The organism is Streptomyces sp. NPDC048462, assembly GCF_043200175.1.
Taxonomy (GTDB): Bacteria; Actinomycetota; Actinomycetes; order Streptomycetales; family Streptomycetaceae; genus Streptomyces.
Window position 1 is genome coordinate 1 of record NZ_JBICXG010000045.1, and the last position, 16,468, is coordinate 16,468.

Here is a 16,468-nt window from a genome sequence, read left to right on the forward strand (position 1 = left end):
GACTCTATCAGACTCTTTCGTGTCCGATTCCCGGTCGAAGCGGGCCTCGCATTTTCGCTTTCCAGTTCTTCGCTTTCGCGTTTCCCTTTCCGGCGGTTTCAACCTTACCAGACTCGATTTCGTTCCGTTTCCGGTTCGAATTTGATTTCCGGTGGCCGTTGAAGTGGCCTTGCCTTTCGGCGGTTCCGACTTTATCAGAACTTCTGAGTCGGAATTTCCATCCTCTGTGGGAGTCACACGGCGCACGAGTACGCGCGGTGCTTCCCGGTGAGGCGGAGCCGTAAACGTACTGGAGCGGGGCTCCCCGATGCAAATCGGGGGCCCCGCTCCGGAGTTCGCGCCTGTCGGGGTCAGACCTCGACGACGACGGGAAGGATCATCGGGCGCCGGCGGTAGGTGTCGGAGACCCACTTGCCCACCGTGCGGCGGACCAGCTGCTGGAGCTGGTGCGGCTCCATCACGCCGTCCTGGGCGGACTTGTTGAGCGCGTCCTGCACCTTCGGGACGACCGCGCTGAACGCCGCGTCGTCGATGCCGGAGCCCCGGGCCTGGATGTGGGGGCCGCCCACGATCTTGCCCGAGGAACTGTCGACCACGATGAAGACGGAAATGATGCCCTCGTCGCCCAGGATGCGGCGGTCCTTGAGAGAGGTCTCGGTGACATCCCCGACCGAGAGGCCGTCGACGTACACGTAACCGGCCTGGACCTTGCCGACGATCTTGGCCTTGCCGTCGATCAGGTCGACGACCACGCCGTCCTCGGCGATGACGATGTGGTCCTTCGGGACGCCGGTGAGGGCACCCAGTTCGGCGTTGGCCCTGAGGTGGCGCCATTCACCGTGGACCGGCATCAGGTTCTTCGGCTTGCAGATGTTGTAGAAGTACAGCAGCTCGCCGGCCGAGGCGTGGCCCGAGACGTGGACCTTGGCGTTGCCCTTGTGGACGACGTTGGCGCCCCAGCGGGTCAGGCCGTTGATCACGCGGTAGACCGCGTTCTCGTTACCCGGGATCAGCGACGACGCCAGGATGACCGTGTCGCCCTGGACGATCCTGATCTGGTGATCACGGTTGGCCATCCGGGACAGGGCCGCCATCGGCTCGCCCTGAGAACCCGTGCAGACCAGCACGACCTCGTCGTCCGGCAGGTCGTCGAGGGTCTTGACGTCGACGACCAGACCCGCGGGAACCTTCAGATAGCCGAGGTCACGGGCGATGCCCATGTTCCGGACCATCGACCGGCCGACGAAGGCGACCCTGCGGCCGTACTCGTGGGCCGTGTCCAGGATCTGCTGGATGCGGTGCACGTGGCTGGCGAAGCTCGCCACGATGATGCGCTTCTGGGCGTTGGCGAAGACCGTGCGCAGGACGTTCGAGATGTCCCGCTCCGGCGGTACGAAGCCGGGCACCTCCGCGTTCGTCGAGTCGGAGAGCAGCAGATCGATGCCCTCCTCGCTCAGCCGCGCGAAGGCGTGCAGGTCGGTGAGGCGCCCGTCCAGCGGGAGCTGGTCCATCTTGAAGTCGCCGGTGGCGACGGCCATGCCGGCCGGGGTGCGGATGGCGACCGCGAGGGCGTCCGGGATGGAGTGGTTGACCGCGATGAACTCGCAGTCGAAGACGCCGATGCGCTCGCGCTGGCCCTCCGTGACCTCAAGGGTGTACGGACGGATGCGGTGCTCCTGGAGCTTCGCCTCGATGAGCGCGAGGGTCAGCTTGGAGCCGATCAGCGGGATGTCCGGCTTCAGGCGCAGCAGATACGGGACACCACCGATGTGGTCCTCGTGGCCGTGCGTGAGGACGATGCCCTCGATGTCGTCGAGGCGGTCCCGGATCGTCGTGAAGTCCGGAAGGATCAGGTCGATCCCGGGCTGCTCCTCCTCGGGGAAGAGAACGCCGCAGTCGACGATGAGCAGGCGGCCGCCGTACTCGAAGACCGTCATGTTGCGGCCGATTTCACCGAGGCCGCCGAGCGGGGTGACCCGCAGGCCGCCCTTCGGGAGCTTCGGCGGGGTGCCGAGTTCAGGATGCGGATGACTCAAAAGACTCTCCTTACCACACGCGCCACGTACCGCTTGGGCACGTGGCGCGCATGTCAATCGTGCACTTGCTGTTGTCTTGGGGTGTTGCCCTCTTGCGAGGTTTCTTCGCGTATTCAGTTGTGAAGTCTGTGGTTACAGCTGTACCCCACCGGCGGCGAGATCGATCTTGAGCTGTGCCGTTTCGTGTGCGGAGAGTTCCACCAGGGGAAGGCGCAGCGGACCTGCGGGGAGGCCCTGGAGGGTCAGTGCCGCCTTGGTGGTGATCACGCCCTGGGTTCGGAACATGCCGGTGAAGACAGGCAGCAGCTTCTGGTGGATCTCGGTGGCCTTCTGGACGTCTCCGCCGAGGAAGGCCTCCACGAGGGCCCGCAGGTCGGGGGTGACGACGTGGCCGACGACGGAGACGAGGCCGACCGCGCCCACCGAGAGCAGCGGGAGGTTCAGCATGTCGTCGCCGGAGTACCAGGCGAGACCCGACTGGGCGATGGCCCAGCTGGCCCGGCCGAGGTCGCCCTTGGCGTCCTTGTTGGCCACGATGCGCGGGTGCTCCGCGAGCCTGACGAGGGTCTCTGTGTCGATCGGCACACCGCTGCGGCCGGGAATGTCGTACAGCATCACCGGCAGGCCGGTGGTGTCCGCGATCGCCGTGAAGTGCCGCAGCAGGCCCTCCTGCGGCGGCTTGTTGTAGTACGGCGTCACGGCGAGCAGGCCGTGTGCGCCGGTGCGCTCGGCCGTGCGGGCGAGCTCGACGCTGTGGCGGGTGTCGTTCGTCCCGATGCCGGCGACGACGTGCGCCCGGTCTCCCACTGCTTCGAGCACAGCCCTTACGAGCTGGTCTTTCTCCGCGTCGCTGGTGGTCGGGGACTCGCCGGTGGTGCCGTTGATGATCAGGCCGTCGTTGCCTGCGTCCACCAGATGGGTGGCGAGCCGCTGGGCGCCGTCGAGGTCGAGCGCGCCGTCCGCCGTGAAGGGCGTGACCATAGCGGTGAGGACCCGCCCGAAGGGGGTCTGCGGAGTGGAGATCGGAGCCATGGGTAACACGCTACTCGTTGCTCGGCGCCCGGTGTCCCCTCGGGGGGACAAGCGATAGGAGCCCGGCACTGCCTGCTCGGGGGTTCAAGCAGTGCCGGGTCCGTTTGATCAGCCTAGATGAACTTCACGAAACGCCGCAATACGGACACCGCCTATGGAGCGACGCGTCCATTTTTGTTGAAGGCTGCATGGGTGAGCGGCATGAGCTCCGCCCAGTGCGCCTCCATCTGCTGGCCGACCATCTCGATCTCGCGCTGCGGGAAGGACGGGACCTTCGCCAGCTCGTGCTGGGTGCGCAGGCCGAGGAAGTGCATCAGCGAGCGGGCGTTGCACGTGGCGTACATCGACGAGAACAGCCCGACGGGAAGCACCGCGCGGGCCACCTCGCGGGCCACGCCGGCGGCGAGCATCTCCTGGTACGCCCCGTACGCCTGGCGGTACGAGTCCTCCATGACGCGGCCGGTGAGCTCCTGCTGGGCCTCGGTGCCCTCGACGAACTCGTACTTGCCGGGCCGGCCCTGCTGGACGAGCTTGCGGGACTCCCCCGGTACGTAGAAGACCGGCTCCAGCTCCCTGTAGCGGCCCGATTCCTCGTTGTACGACCAACCGACGCGGTGCCGCATGAACTCGCGGAAGACGAAGATCGGGGCGCTGATGAAGAAGGTCATCGAGTTATGCTCGAACGGACTTCCGTGCCGGTCCCGCATGAGGTAATTGATGAGCCCCTTGGAGCGCTCAGGATCCTTGGTGACCTCCTCCAGGGACTGCTCACCGGCCGTGGAGACACGGGCGGCGAAGAGCACGTCGGAGTCGCCTGCGGCATGTTTCACCAGCTCAACGGTGACATCGCTGCGGAAGCTGGGCTTTGCGGGCTCGGGGGTCTCGGTCACCGGCGGGGGTCCTTCCAATGGCGTCGCTCGGGCGGCGCCCACTCTACGGGCCGCCACTGACAACGCGGTCGGCACCGCCCTTTCGAGGATTCTTTCGACCAATTCGGCGATTCGGGGCACCGATCGGGCCCGCCATGCGTCTGACTCATTAGCACCACCCGAAACAGAGTGCAAGGAGAGTTTCCTCATGTTCCGCCGGCGTGAAGCCGTCCCGTTCTCATTCGTGGCCGAGGCCGACCGATTCCGCAGTAACGTCACACCGCCGCCCCGGCAGCGCAGCACCGTCTCCGAGCTGGCGGCCCGCAGCCTCATCGGGTTCGCTGTGGTCGCAGGCCTCGCCGGATCACTGCTGCTCGGCCTTCCCGCCCTGGCGCCCGATCAGTCGTCGTCGCACAGCCAGCAGACCGAGGCAGCACCGGGGCACTGACTCGTACGGGCCCCCTGGGGTGGTAGGGCCTGCCACCCCCTCGGTAGCCTCACCGGGCACAGCAATCGAGCGTGCTTGTGAGTGAGGATCAGTCGTGCCCCTGCCCTTCCTGACGGCCGACCGCGCGTTTGACGCCAGCGCCGAGGATGTCGCGCTGCCGTTCGACGACCACGACAGCTGGCGGCGTCCCTACCGCCCCGGCCCGTGGCGGGTCGCGGCCGCGGCCACCCTGCTGCTGCTCGCCTCGTTCGTCCTCTTCGCGGGGATGATCATCGCGTTCGCCGGAGCCGTGCCCGGGGCGGGTGCCTGTCTGGCGCTCGCTCTCGCGGTGATCATCTGCGCCCTGCGGATGCTGCGGGTGGGCGCCTGGGTGAGCCGGCACGGCGTGCGCCGCGTCGGTTTCTTCCGGACGACGACCGTGCCGTGGAACCGCGCCACCGCGGTCCGTACGGTGCAGCAGCCGGTGAAGTGGCTCGGCTTCCCCCGGACGGTTCAGGGACAGGCCCTGATCGTCATGCGCAGGGGTGGCGACGCGGTGCCGCCGCTGCTCACCGACTCCAACGCGGACTTCCTGACGCGGAGTGAGGCGTTCGACCGGGCCGCCGACACGATTGAGGCCTGGGGGGACGAGTACCGGCAGCGCTGAGGCCTTGTGGCCTTGCCGTCCGGCGACTGGGGTGGTCCTCAGTCGCCGGGCGGCTTTTTTGTGTCCTCAAACGCCGGACGGGCTTGAAGTGCCGGACGGGCTCGACGTGCCCGTCGGGGCTGAGATGCCCGGCGAGTCTGAGGGACCGGAAGGGCTTGAAGGGGCTGAGGGGCCCGAGGTGGCCTTGTGCAGGGTGATCGCGCGTTGCATGGCCTTACGGGCCCTTGGGGTGTCCCTGGCGTCCTGGTAGGCGACCGCCAGGCGGAACCAGCAGCGCCAGTCGTCCGGCGCGTCCTCAGTCTCCGCCTGCCTGCGGACGAACGCCGCGTCGGCGGAGTCGCGGTCGATGCGTCCGCTGGGGGTGCGGGCCAGGTCGTCGACCGGCAGCCCGCCCTCGGCGTCGAGCTCGGCGGCCAAGGCGTTGGCCCGCCGGACGAACTGGGTGTTCTTCCAGAGGAACCAGATGCCGATCAACGGCAGGATCAGCACCGCGACCCCGAAGGTCACCGTGAGGAGCGTGCCGTGCCGGATGAGCAGGATGCCCCGGCTGCCGGCCAGGACGAAGTAGAAGACCAGGACGGCAGCGGTGACGGTGTACGTGATCTTTGCGCGCATGGCGGTGGGCTCAGTCAGTTCAGGTCGAGGAAGTTTTCCAGGCCGAACGTGAGGCCGGGAGTGGACACCACGCGGCGGGTACCGAGCAGGATGCCCGGCATGAAGCTGCTGTGGTGCAGCGAGTCGTGCCGGATGGTGAGGGTCTCGCCCTCGCTGCCGAGCAGCACCTCCTGATGCGCCAGGAGACCGCGGAGCCGGACCGAGTGGACCGGGATCCCGTCGACGTCCGCTCCACGCGCCCCGTCCAGCGCCGTGCTGGTCGCGTCGGGCTGCGGTGCGCTGCCCGCTTCCCGGCGGGCGGCCGCGATGAGCTGGGCGGTGCGGGCGGCGGTGCCGGAGGGTGCGTCGGCCTTGTTCGGGTGGTGGAGCTCGATCACCTCGACCGACTCGAAGTAGCGCGCGGCCTGCTGCGCGAACTTCATCGTGAGGACCGCGCCGATGGAGAAGTTCGGTGCGATGAGCACACCGGTCCCCGGCGAGCCGGAGAGCCAGGTGTTCAGCTGCGCGAGCCGTTCGTCGGTCCAGCCGGTGGTGCCGACCACGGCGTGGATGCCGTGCCGGACGCAGAAGTCGAGGTTCTCCATCACCGACGTGGGGGTGGTGAGTTCGACGACGACCTGGGCGCCGGTGTCCGTCAGGGTCTCCAGCTTGTCGCCTCGGCCGAGTGCGGCCACCAGCTCCAGGTCGTCGGCGGCCTCGACCGCTCGTACCGCCTCGGAGCCGATACGGCCCCGGGCACCGAGAACGGCCACGCGCAGCTTGCTCATGCTTGCTTCTTTCGGGTGACGGGTGACGGGTGACGAGGTGACTAGGCGACTGTCTCTTGCAGACGGTCCGCCTGCTTGTCCTTGAGCGGGCCGATGACCGACAGCGAGGGGCGGTGTCCGAGGACCTCGCCCGCCACGGCGCGGACGTCGTCCGGGGTGACCTGCGCGATGCGGCCCAGCATGTCGTCGACCGACATCTGTTCGCCCCAGCACAGTTCGCTCTTGCCGATGCGGTTCATCAGGGCGCCGGTGTCCTCCAGGCCGAGGACCGTGGACCCGGAGAGCTGGCCGATGGCGCGGCTGATCTCCTCGTCGTCCAGTCCGTCCGACGCGACGCGGTCGAGCTCGTCGCGGCAGATCTTGAGGACGTCGTGCACCTGGCTGGGGCGGCAGCCCGCGTACACCCCGAAGAGGCCGCAGTCCGCGAAGCCCGAGGTGTACGAGTACACGCTGTAGGCGAGGCCGCGCTTTTCCCGCACCTCCTGGAAGAGGCGGGAGCTCATGCCGCCGCCGAGGGCGGCGTTGAGTACGCCGAGCGCCCAGCGGCGCTCGTCGGTGCGGGCCAGTCCCGGCATGCCGAGGACGATGTGGGCCTGCTCGGTCTTGCGGCCCAGCAGTTCGACCCGGCCCGCGGTGCGCAGCGTGCGGGAGCCCTCGCGGGGCGCCACCGGGGCGGCGTCGGTGCGCGAGAGCGCGCCGGCCCGTTCGAAGGCCTTGCGGACCTGTCGTACGACCGTGGCGTGATCGACGTTGCCGGCGGCGGCGACGACGAGGTGCGTGGGGTCGTAGTGCTTCTTGTAGAAGCGGGAGATCTGGCCGCGGCTCAGTGCGTTGACCGTGTCGACCGTGCCGAGGACCGGGCGTCCCAGGGGGGTGTCGCCGAGCATGGTGTGCGCGAACAGGTCGTGCACGCAGTCGCCCGGGTCGTCCTCCGTCATGGCGATCTCCTCGAGGATGACGCCGCGCTCGGCGTCGACGTCCTCGGGGGCGATCAGGGAGCCGGTCAGCATGTCGCAGACGACATCGATGGCCAGCGGCAGGTCCGTGTCGAGGACCCGCGCGTAGTAGCAGGTGTACTCCTTCGCCGTGAAGGCGTTCATCTCGCCGCCGACCGCGTCGATGGCGGAGGAGATGTCCAGGGCGCTGCGCTTGCCGGTGCCCTTGAAGAGGAGGTGTTCGAGGTAGTGCGTCGCGCCGTTCAGGGCCGGGGTCTCGTCGCGTGATCCGACGTTGGCCCAGATACCGAAGGTGGCGGAGCGTACGGAGGGCAGGGTCTCGGTGACGACGCGCAGGCCGCCGGGGAGGACCGTGCGGCGGACCGTGCCGATGCCGTTGCTGCCCTTGAGAAGCGTTTGGGTACGGGCGACGGCCCGCGCCTCCGAAGAGGTGCGGGCCGTCGTCACGGAACTACGGGACGTCACTTGTCGGCGTCGTCCTTCTTCTCGGACCCTGCGGCGGAGCCGCCATCGGACTCAGCACCCTCGACGACCGGGATCAGCGAGAGCTTGCCGCGGGAGTCGATCTCGGCGATCTCGACCTGGACCTTGGCGCCGACGGCGAGCACGTCCTCGACGTTCTCCACGCGCTTGCCACCGGCGAGCTTGCGGATCTGCGAGATGTGCAGCAGACCGTCCTTGCCGGGCATCAGGGAGACGAACGCACCGAAGGTGGTGGTCTTGACGACCGTACCCAGGTAGCGCTCGCCGACCTCCGGCATGGTCGGGTTGGCGATCGCGTTGATCGTGGCGCGCGCGGCCTCGGCCTGCGAGCCCTGCTGGGCACCGATGTAGATGGTGCCGTCGTCCTCGATCGTGATGTCGGCGCCGGTGTCCTCCTGGATCTGGTTGATCATCTTGCCCTTGGGGCCGATGACCTCACCGATCTTGTCCACCGGGATCTTGACGGTGATGATCCGCGGGGCGTTGGGAGACATCTCGTCCGGGACGTCGATGGCCTCGTTCATCACATCGAGGATGTGGAGGCGGGCGTCACGGGCCTGCTTCAGCGCGGCGGCCAGGACCGAGGCGGGGATGCCGTCGAGCTTGGTGTCGAGCTGGAGCGCGGTCACGAACTGCTTCGTACCGGCGACCTTGAAGTCCATGTCACCGAACGCGTCCTCGGCACCGAGGATGTCGGTGAGGGCGACGTAGTGGGTCTTGCCGTCGATCTCCTGCGAGATCAGGCCCATGGCGATACCGGCGACGGCGGCCTTGAGGGGCACACCGGCGTTCAGCAGGGACATGGTGGAGGCGCAGACCGAGCCCATGGACGTCGAGCCGTTGGAGCCCAGCGCCTCGGAGACCTGGCGGATCGCGTAGGGGAACTCCTCGCGCGACGGCAGCACCGGCACGATGGCGCGCTCGGCGAGCGCTCCGTGGCCGATCTCGCGGCGCTTGGGCGAGCCCACGCGGCCGGTCTCACCGACGGAGTACGGCGGGAAGTTGTAGTTGTGCATGTAGCGCTTGCGGGTCACCGGGGAGAGGGTGTCCAGCTGCTGCTCCATGCGGAGCATGTTGAGGGTGGTGACGCCCAGGATCTGGGTCTCGCCACGCTCGAACAGCGCCGAGCCGTGCACGCGCGGGATGGCCTCGACCTCGGCGGCGAGCGTACGGATGTCCGTGACGCCCCGGCCGTCGATACGGACCTTGTCCTTGATGACGCGCTCGCGGACCAGCTTCTTGGTCAGCGCGCGGTAGGCACCGGAGATCTCCTTCTCGCGGCCCTCGAAGGCCGGGAGGAGCTTCTCGCCCGCGATCTCCTTGATGCGGTCGAGCTCCGCCTCGCGCTCCTGCTTGCCGGCGATGGTGAGTGCCTTGGCGAGCTCGGTGCGGACGGCCTTGGTGAGCGCCTCCAGGACGTCGTCCTGGTAGTCGAGGAAGACCGGGAACTCGCCGGTGGGCTTGGCAGCCTTGGCGGCGAGGTCCGACTGGGCCTTGCAGAGCGACTTGATGAAGGGCTTCGCGGCTTCCAGACCGGCGGCGACGACCTCTTCGGTCGGGGCCTCGGCGCCGTCCTTGACCAGCTGGATGGTCTTCTCGGTGGCCTCGGCCTCGACCATCATGATCGCGACGTCGCCGTCCTCAAGGACGCGACCGGCGACGACCATGTCGAAGACGGCGTCCTCGAGCTCGGTGTGCGTCGGGAACGCGACCCACTGGCCCTTGATCAGGGCGACGCGGGTGGCGCCGATGGGGCCGGAGAAGGGCAGGCCCGCCAGGATCGTCGAGGCGGAGGCGGCGTTGATCGCGACCACGTCGTACAGGTGGTCGGGGTTGAGCGCCATGATCGTCTCGACGATCTGGATCTCGTTGCGCAGGCCCTTCTTGAAGGAGGGGCGCAGCGGCCGGTCGATCAGGCGGCAGGTGAGGATCGCGTCCTCGGAGGGGCGGCCCTCCCGGCGGAAGAAGGAGCCGGGGATCTTGCCTGCGGCGTACTGCCGCTCCTCGACGTCCACCGTGAGGGGGAAGAAGTCGAGCTGGTCCTTGGGCCGCTTGGAAGCGGTGGTGGCCGACAGCACCATGGTGTCGTCGTCCAGGTACGCGACGGCGGAGCCGGCGGCCTGCTTGGCCAGGCGGCCCGTCTCGAAGCGGATGGTGCGGGTGCCGAAGGTTCCGTTGTCAATAACGGCCTCGGCGTAGTGGGTCTCGTTCTCCACTAGTGTTTTCTCCATACTCGTCGTCTTTCGTCCTGTCGCCCGTGTGGCGCAGGACGGTGCGGAGAGGCGCACCGTGTGTGCGGGGCCGGTCTTCGATCGAAGCTCCCGGGCGTTGTCCCGGGGGCCACTACCGAGGACCGGCGGCGGCCGTGGGGCGCGCCTCTCCTCGTCTGGTGTTGTACGTCCAGGTTACTGAGCTTGACCCCAGTCCCGCACGTACGGCAAAGGGAGCGGCCCCCTGGATACGGGCACCGCTCCCTCTCACAGCGTCTTTACTTGGCGCCGCCGGCCGCACCGCGGCGGATGCCGAGGCGGTCGACGAGCGCACGGAAGCGCTGGATGTCCTTCTTGGCCAGGTACTGCAGAAGGCGGCGACGCTGGCCGACCAGGATCAGCAGACCACGACGGGAGTGGTGGTCGTGCTTGTGCGTCTTGAGGTGCTCCGTCAGGTCCGAGATGCGGCGGGAGAGCATGGCCACCTGAACCTCGGGGGAACCGGTGTCGCCCTCCTTCTGCGCGAACTCGGTCATGATCTGCTTCTTCGTAGCGGCGTCGAGCGGCACGCGGTACTCCTCTAGGTGTTCGATGCGCCCACGAGTGCCCCTGGTCTTGATCTCAGGGGGGCTTGCGTGACTCGGGAGCGAAGGTCCGATGAGCGCAGCTCCCAGAACGAACCGGGAACGCGTACACAAACGGCCACGCCCAGACTACCAGCCGCCCGGAGCGGGTCCGACGGGAGCACAGATCAGGGCCGCGCGCTGCGGAATTCCCGACCCGGTCCCCCGCCGTCGCGGGACCTGTACGGTGCCGTGCAGAGCCACCGTACGGAGAGGAACCCTTGACGATGGGCACGCAGGCGGAGAAGGACGAGCTGTACGCACTCGACATCTCGGGGGTGGAATGGCTGAGCGCGCCCGGCACCGAGGACGCCGAGGAGCGCGTCGAGATCGCGCATCTGCCCGGCGGGGCGGTGGCGATGAGGTCCTCGCTGGATCCGGAGACCGTGCTGCGCTACACAGAGGCCGAGTGGCGCGCCTTCGTGCTGGGCGCCCGGGACGGCGAGTTCGACCTCAAGTAGCGGGCCTGGGCGACGTCACGGTTCACGGGGTTACGAGGTGCGGCGGACTCGGCCCCGGCAGGCACAGGCGGCAAGCACAGTGGGCACGTTCAGGCGGACGTGCCCACTGTCGTGTGCGAAATGTTCAGGTTTCTCTGCGTAGATGTGCCCGTTTGATCGCATCCCCCTTCACTCTCTGCCGTACTCAGTTCACTTGGGGGCAGTACGTGACGTACGGGGCAGCGCACGCGGTCCCGTACGGCCTGCCGTAGCGGGCCCGATGACGATTAGGGTGGGTCCGGACGCGGCAGAAGAACCTGCGGGCAGGCAATGCGCGTCCCAGGGGGAGAGCCGGGCGGTTCGCACTGTGTGGGAACGGTCGCCCCCACCCACCACGGCACAGAGGGTGCTCGACCACACCAGGAGGCAAAGTGAACGGCGATCGGGACGAGATGCGCGGGAGCTGGGACAGGCCCGTCGACGAGTCGACCGACGCGGAGCCCGCCGAGACGACGGGTGAGTTCACCATCGACTACACCCCGCCCGCCTGGTACACGCAGAATACGCCGGGCGACTCCGCAGGCGGCGCAGGAACACACCTGGCTCCGCCCCCGCCGCCCAACGGCGCACCGGTGTCCGCGCCCGGGCTGTCGGCCGGCGGCGGTTACGAACCCGGCTGGACTCCGGCCGCGCCCTCGCCGGCGCAGCCCGCACCGCAGGCCCCGGCGCCCGCTCCGGCTCAGCCCGCTCCGGCTCAGCCCGGCCCGGCAGCGCCGGCCCCGGCAGCACCCGTCCCGGCGCCCGCAGCGGTGGACGGCGGCGGTGCGGCCGATCCGTCCGGGAACGGTGACGTGGAGAGCGGCTCGACCGTGCGGTTCTCGTCCGCCGCGCTGCGGCGGGAGATCGCGGAGCGCGAGACGCCCGCCGCATCGCCGAGCCCCGGCGCGGACGCGGCCGACGCCGGCGCCGACGCCGGTACGGACACGGACGCCGCACCGGACCGGACCGCCGCGGAGACTGCGGGCGGGCCCGACTCGCCGGCGCCCTCCGACACCGCGTCGTCCGAGCCCGACGAGCCCTCGCCCGACGCGACGAACGGCACCGGCACCGGCACCGGCACCGACGACAGCACCCCGCAGGCCGACGGCGCACCGGACGAAGCGCCGTCCGCCGGCGTGCCGTCCCCCGACGCACCGCAGAACGCCCCCGTCCCCTGGGCACCCGCACCGCCGCAGGGCGGACTGCCGCCGCTGCCGCCCTCCTTCGAGCCGGCCGCGCCGCAGCCCGCCGCGCCCCAGCCCGCGTCGCAGTGGCCGGGACAGCCCTCGGCGAACGAGGCTCCGGGCGGCTACGGGTTCCCGCAGACCCCGGCGGCCCAGGCGCCCCAGAACCCTCAGCAGCCCGGGTTCCCTCAGCAGCCCCAGCCCGGAGCGCCCGCGCCGCAGGCGGGCTACGGCTTCCCCCAGCAGCCTCCCGCACCACACCAGGCACAGCAGCCGCAGCCCGGGGCCCCGCTCCCGATGCCGCACTCGCCGCAGGCCTCTCCCTATGCACCGCAGGCGCCCCAGCCGCCGCAGACACCTCAGTGGCCCGCGCAGCAGCAGGGCGCTCCGCAGCCGCCGCCCGGACCCCAGCCGCAGCAGCAGGGCGGTTACGGCTTCCCGCAGGCTCAAGGCGGCCCGAACCTGCCCGCCCAGATCCCCCCGCACCAGCTCCAGCAACAGGGGCAGCCGGTACAACAGGGCCAGCCGGTACAGCAAGGTCAGCCGGTACAGCAAGGTCAGCAGCTTCCGCCGCAGCAGGGGGCACCCGTCGACCCGCGCGCCGGAGCCGCCTGGCCCACTCCCGTCACCCACGACCAGCGCGAGCGTTCGGTGCAGGGCGCACCGCTGGGGTACACGGCGGCGGTGGAGCTCTCGTCGGACCGGCTGGTCCGGGGCAAGCAGAAGACGAAGAGCAGCCGGGGCCCGTCCGCGGCCTCGCGCTTCAAGATCGGCGGCAAGAAGGAGGAGATCGAGCGTCAGCGCAAGCTCGAACTGATCCGCACCCCGGTCCTCTCCTGCTACCGGATCGCGGTGATCAGCCTCAAGGGCGGCGTCGGCAAGACCACGACGACCACCGCGCTCGGCTCCACCCTGGCCACCGAACGGCAGGACAAGATCCTGGCCATCGACGCCAACCCGGACGCCGGCACGCTGGGCCGACGGGTCCGCCGCGAGACCGGGGCGACCATCCGCGACCTGGTCCACGCGATCCCGCACCTGCACTCGTACATGGACATCAGGCGGTTCACCTCGCAGGCGTCCTCCGGCCTTGAGATCATCGCCAACGACGTGGACCCGGCCGTCTCGACCACGTTCAACGACGAGGACTACCGGCGCGCGATCGAGGTGCTGGGCAAGCAGTACCCGATCATCCTCACCGACTCCGGCACCGGTCTCCTCTACAGCGCCATGCGCGGCGTGCTGGACCTCGCCGACCAGCTGATCATCATCTCCACGCCGTCGGTCGACGGTGCGTCAAGTGCCTCCACCACGCTGGACTGGCTGTCGGCGCACGGTTACGCCGATCTGGTGCAGCGTTCCCTCACGGTGATCTCCGGGGTCCGCGAGACCGGCAAGATGATCAAGGTCGACGACATCGTGCAGCACTTCGAGACGCGCTGCCGCGGCGTTGTCGTCGTGCCGTTCGACGAGCACCTGTCGGCCGGCGCCGAGGTGGACCTCGACATGATGCGCCCGAAGACGCGGGAGGCGTACTTCAACCTCTCCGCGCTCGTCGCCGAGGACTTCTCGCGCGCCCAGCAGCAGCAGGGGCTGTGGACGGCGAACGGCGGCAACCAGCCGCCGCAGTACGCCCCGCCGATGCCCGGCCAGCAGCAGGCTCCGGGCCAGCAGCCCTACCCGCCGCAGCAGCCGGGCCAGCCGTATCCGCCCCAGCAGCCCTACGGCGGCCAGCAGCCGCAGCAGCCGTACGGCGGTCAGCAGCCCTATCCGCAGCAGCCGGCCCCCGGCGCCGGTCAGGGCTGGCAGCAGCCCCCGCAGGCCCAGCCGCCCGCCGACCCGGCCGGCCACCCACAGCAACAGCAGTACGGCGGACAGGCCGTTCAGCCCGGTCAGCCGGGGCAACCGGGACAGCCCGCCCACCCCGGACTGCAGGGTCCCGTGCCGCCTGCGGGATGGCAGCAGCAGCCGCCGCCAGCGCCTCAACAGTAAGGCGTCAGAGGTCTAAACCAATGAGGGTCCGCATCGTCTCCACGATGCGGGCCCTCTGCGCATTCCCGCAGCCCACACGCCGTTTCGATGACCGTTGACGCGGCTCGACCACCGCTGATAAACCTTCGCTTCACCAGTTGGCGATCCACAGATCAACCCGCCTTCTCCGTGCGAGTCATGACGCGAGGTCCCTGACCATGGTCGAAAGAGTTCCACCACACGCCGCCCAGCCACGCTCACGTCTGCGTATCCTCCTGGCCTCCGGCGCCGCCGCCCTCGGGCTCGCCGCCGCGTCCGTCGTGCCGGGGGTACCGCTCGGCGCCGCCTCGCCCCAGCAGGCACAGGCCGCCGACAGCGGCAAATCGACACTGACCGTCGCGGTGGCGCAGAGCGTCGACTCACTGAGTCCGTTCCTCGCCCAGAAGCTGCTGAGCACCAGCGTCTCCCGGCTCATGTACGACTTCCTGACGAACTATGACGTCAAGGACAACCACGCGATCCCGGGCCTCGCCACCAAGTGGGAGCCGTCCGCGGACAAGCTGACGTGGACGTACACCATTCGGTCCAACTCCAAGTGGTCCGACGGTCAGCAGGCCACCGCCGAGGACGCGGCCTGGACCTTCAACAAGATCATGACCGACGAGGCCGCCGCCCAGTCCAACGGCAGCTTCGTCACCAACTTCAAGAAGGTGACGGCTCCGAGTCCCACGAAGCTCGTCATCGAGCTGAAGGAGCCGCAGGCCACGATGGCCGCGCTCGATGTGCCGATCGTCCCCAAGCACGTCTGGGAGAAGGTCGGGGACTTCTCGAAGTTCAACAACGACACGAAGTTCCCGATCGTGGGCAACGGGCCCTTCATCCTGACCGACTACAAGGTCGACCAGTATGTGAAGCTCAAGGCCAACAAGGACTTCTGGCGCGGCTCGCCCAAGTTCGACGAGGTGGTCTTCAAGACCTACAAGGACCAGGACGCCGCGGTCGCCGCCCTCCGCAAGGGCGAGGTCTCCTTCGTCGCCGGTTCGCCCGCGCTGACGCCCGCTCAGGCCGCCTCGCTCAAGGGCGAGAAGAGCATCAAGGTGAACGAGGGTCCGGGCCGCCGGTTCTTCGCGCTGGCCACCAACCCCGGCGCGCAGACCAAGGACGGCAAGAAGTTCGGCAACGGCAACAAGGCGCTGCTCGACCAGAAGGTCCGCCAGGCGCTGTTCCTGTCGATCGACCGCGACACCCTCATCGACAAGGTCTTCCAGGGCCATGCCGTCAACGGCGCGGGCTACATCCCGCCGCGCTTCCCCGCGTACAAGTGGGAGCCGTCGGCGAGTCAGAAGCTGGGCTACGACCCGGCCAAGGCCGCCAAGCTGCTCGACCAGGCGGGCTACAAGCTCAAGGGCGACCAGCGCGTCGGCAAGGACGGCAAGCCGCTCGACCTGCGCATCCTGTGCCATGCCACGGACCCGAACGACAAGGCGATCGGCAAGTACCTCAAGGAGTGGTGGGGCAAGCTCGGCATCGGCCTCAAGGTCGACTGCCTCGACGACGTCTCGGTGCCCTGGTACGCCGGTGAGTACGACCTCGCCTTCGACGGCTGGTCCGTCAACCCCGACCCGGACTTCGTCCTCGGCATCCACACCTGCGCCGCCCTGCCGGTCAAGGCAAAGGCGAGCGCGGCCACGGACAACTTCATCTGCGACAAGACGTACGACGAGCTGTACAAGAAGCAGCTCGCCGAGTACGACCCCGCCAAGCGGGCGGACATCGTCAAGCAGATGCAGTCCTGGCTCTACGACTCCGGGTACATGAACGTCATCGCGTACCCGAACGCGGTCGAGGCCTACCGCACCGACCAGATCAAGTCGATCTCCACCATGCCCGAGGCGGCCGGCAACATCTACGGCCAGGACGGGTACTGGAGCTGGTGGTCGGCCGTACCGGCGGGCAGCGGCGACGGCACGGACAGCGACAGCGGCTCGGGTTCCACCGGGATCGTCATCGGCATCGTGGTCGTCGTCGTGGTCCTGGCGGGTGGCGGATTCCTCCTCATGAGGCGGCGTCGCACCACCGCGGAGGACCGCGAGTAGTTCCATGGACCGCGGGCAGTTTCCGCGGACCGGATGAGAGCGAGCGGCGGCGG

General features: G+C 69.0%; 13 protein-coding genes. 5 read left to right on the forward strand and 8 right to left on the reverse strand.

The window, feature by feature from the left end; genetic code table 11:
• Window positions 1–350: 350 nt before the first annotated feature.
• The 3 genes from ACGFU6_RS37665 to thyX all read right to left on the reverse strand — a co-directional run bounded on the left by ACGFU6_RS37665 (window position 351) and on the right by thyX (window position 3,958).
• Window positions 351–2,036: a ribonuclease J gene (locus tag ACGFU6_RS37665; protein ID WP_393617072.1), complete on the reverse strand. Its 1,686-nt coding sequence runs from the start codon at window positions 2,034–2,036 to the stop codon at window positions 351–353.
• A 132-nt stretch (window positions 2,037–2,168) separates the two neighbouring features.
• Complete coding sequence (gene dapA, locus ACGFU6_RS37670) at window positions 2,169–3,068, reverse strand: 4-hydroxy-tetrahydrodipicolinate synthase (RefSeq protein WP_073739187.1); 900 nt, start codon at window positions 3,066–3,068, stop codon at window positions 2,169–2,171.
• 152 nt (window positions 3,069–3,220) lie between these two features.
• Window positions 3,221–3,958 carry an FAD-dependent thymidylate synthase gene (gene thyX, locus ACGFU6_RS37675; RefSeq protein WP_393617073.1) on the reverse strand — a complete coding sequence of 246 codons (738 nt, stop codon included), beginning with the start codon at window positions 3,956–3,958 and terminating at the stop codon, window positions 3,221–3,223.
• A 187-nt stretch (window positions 3,959–4,145) separates the two neighbouring features.
• On the opposite strand from thyX, the gene ACGFU6_RS37680 reads away from it, so the two are divergent.
• The gene (locus ACGFU6_RS37680; RefSeq protein WP_123523205.1) at window positions 4,146–4,385 is read left to right on the forward strand and encodes a hypothetical protein; all 240 of its coding nucleotides are present in this window, start codon (window positions 4,146–4,148) and stop codon (window positions 4,383–4,385) included.
• A 94-nt stretch (window positions 4,386–4,479) separates the two neighbouring features.
• Window positions 4,480–5,031, forward strand: a complete 552-nt coding sequence (locus ACGFU6_RS37685; RefSeq protein WP_393617074.1) for a hypothetical protein — start codon at window positions 4,480–4,482, stop codon at window positions 5,029–5,031.
• 66 nt (window positions 5,032–5,097) lie between these two features.
• Here the strand turns inward: ACGFU6_RS37685 and ACGFU6_RS37690 are convergent, their stop codons facing one another.
• The 5 genes from ACGFU6_RS37690 to rpsO form a co-directional block, all read right to left on the reverse strand.
• Window positions 5,098–5,646, reverse strand: a complete 549-nt coding sequence (locus ACGFU6_RS37690; protein ID WP_393617075.1) for a hypothetical protein — start codon at window positions 5,644–5,646, stop codon at window positions 5,098–5,100.
• A gap of 14 nt (window positions 5,647–5,660) precedes the next feature.
• Window positions 5,661–6,413, reverse strand: coding sequence for a 4-hydroxy-tetrahydrodipicolinate reductase (dapB, locus tag ACGFU6_RS37695; RefSeq protein WP_393617076.1), 753 nt, complete (start codon window positions 6,411–6,413; stop codon window positions 5,661–5,663).
• Window positions 6,414–6,454: 41 nt separating this feature from the next.
• A complete protein-coding gene (locus ACGFU6_RS37700) occupies window positions 6,455–7,834 on the reverse strand; it encodes a M16 family metallopeptidase (protein ID WP_393617077.1) in 1,380 nt (459 codons plus the stop codon).
• The gene (locus ACGFU6_RS37705; protein WP_393617095.1) at window positions 7,831–10,068 is read right to left on the reverse strand and encodes a polyribonucleotide nucleotidyltransferase; all 2,238 of its coding nucleotides are present in this window, start codon (window positions 10,066–10,068) and stop codon (window positions 7,831–7,833) included. Before ACGFU6_RS37705 ends, ACGFU6_RS37700 begins: the two co-directional genes overlap by 4 nt.
• A gap of 272 nt (window positions 10,069–10,340) precedes the next feature.
• Complete coding sequence (gene rpsO, locus ACGFU6_RS37710) at window positions 10,341–10,631, reverse strand: 30S ribosomal protein S15 (protein ID WP_018551846.1); 291 nt, start codon at window positions 10,629–10,631, stop codon at window positions 10,341–10,343.
• A gap of 281 nt (window positions 10,632–10,912) precedes the next feature.
• On the opposite strand from rpsO, the gene ACGFU6_RS37715 reads away from it, so the two are divergent.
• The 3 genes from ACGFU6_RS37715 to ACGFU6_RS37725 all read left to right on the forward strand — a co-directional run bounded on the left by ACGFU6_RS37715 (window position 10,913) and on the right by ACGFU6_RS37725 (window position 16,415).
• Window positions 10,913–11,146 carry a DUF397 domain-containing protein gene (locus ACGFU6_RS37715; RefSeq protein WP_073739179.1) on the forward strand — a complete coding sequence of 78 codons (234 nt, stop codon included), beginning with the start codon at window positions 10,913–10,915 and terminating at the stop codon, window positions 11,144–11,146.
• A 410-nt stretch (window positions 11,147–11,556) separates the two neighbouring features.
• Window positions 11,557–14,340 (forward strand): SCO5717 family growth-regulating ATPase, encoded by a 2,784-nt coding sequence (locus ACGFU6_RS37720; protein WP_393617078.1) that lies wholly within the window; start codon window positions 11,557–11,559, stop codon window positions 14,338–14,340.
• 197 nt (window positions 14,341–14,537) lie between these two features.
• Window positions 14,538–16,415, forward strand: a complete 1,878-nt coding sequence (locus ACGFU6_RS37725) for an ABC transporter substrate-binding protein (protein WP_393617079.1) — start codon at window positions 14,538–14,540, stop codon at window positions 16,413–16,415.
• The last annotated feature ends 53 nt before the right edge of the window (window positions 16,416–16,468 follow it).

Excerpts from the sequence above, each read along its gene's own strand:
- ACGFU6_RS37725 (WP_393617079.1), top strand. The coding sequence starts at position 14,538 with ATGGTCGAAAGAGTTCCACCACACGCCGCCCAGCCACGCTCACGTCTG.
- ACGFU6_RS37680 (WP_123523205.1), top strand. The coding sequence starts at position 4,146 with ATGTTCCGCCGGCGTGAAGCCGTCCCGTTCTCATTCGTGGCCGAGGCC.
- ACGFU6_RS37690 (WP_393617075.1), bottom strand. The coding sequence starts at position 5,646 with ATGCGCGCAAAGATCACGTACACCGTCACCGCTGCCGTCCTGGTCTTC.
- dapA (WP_073739187.1), bottom strand. The coding sequence starts at position 3,068 with ATGGCTCCGATCTCCACTCCGCAGACCCCCTTCGGGCGGGTCCTCACC.
- ACGFU6_RS37715 (WP_073739179.1), top strand. The coding sequence starts at position 10,913 with ATGGGCACGCAGGCGGAGAAGGACGAGCTGTACGCACTCGACATCTCG.
- dapB (WP_393617076.1), bottom strand. The coding sequence starts at position 6,413 with ATGAGCAAGCTGCGCGTGGCCGTTCTCGGTGCCCGGGGCCGTATCGGC.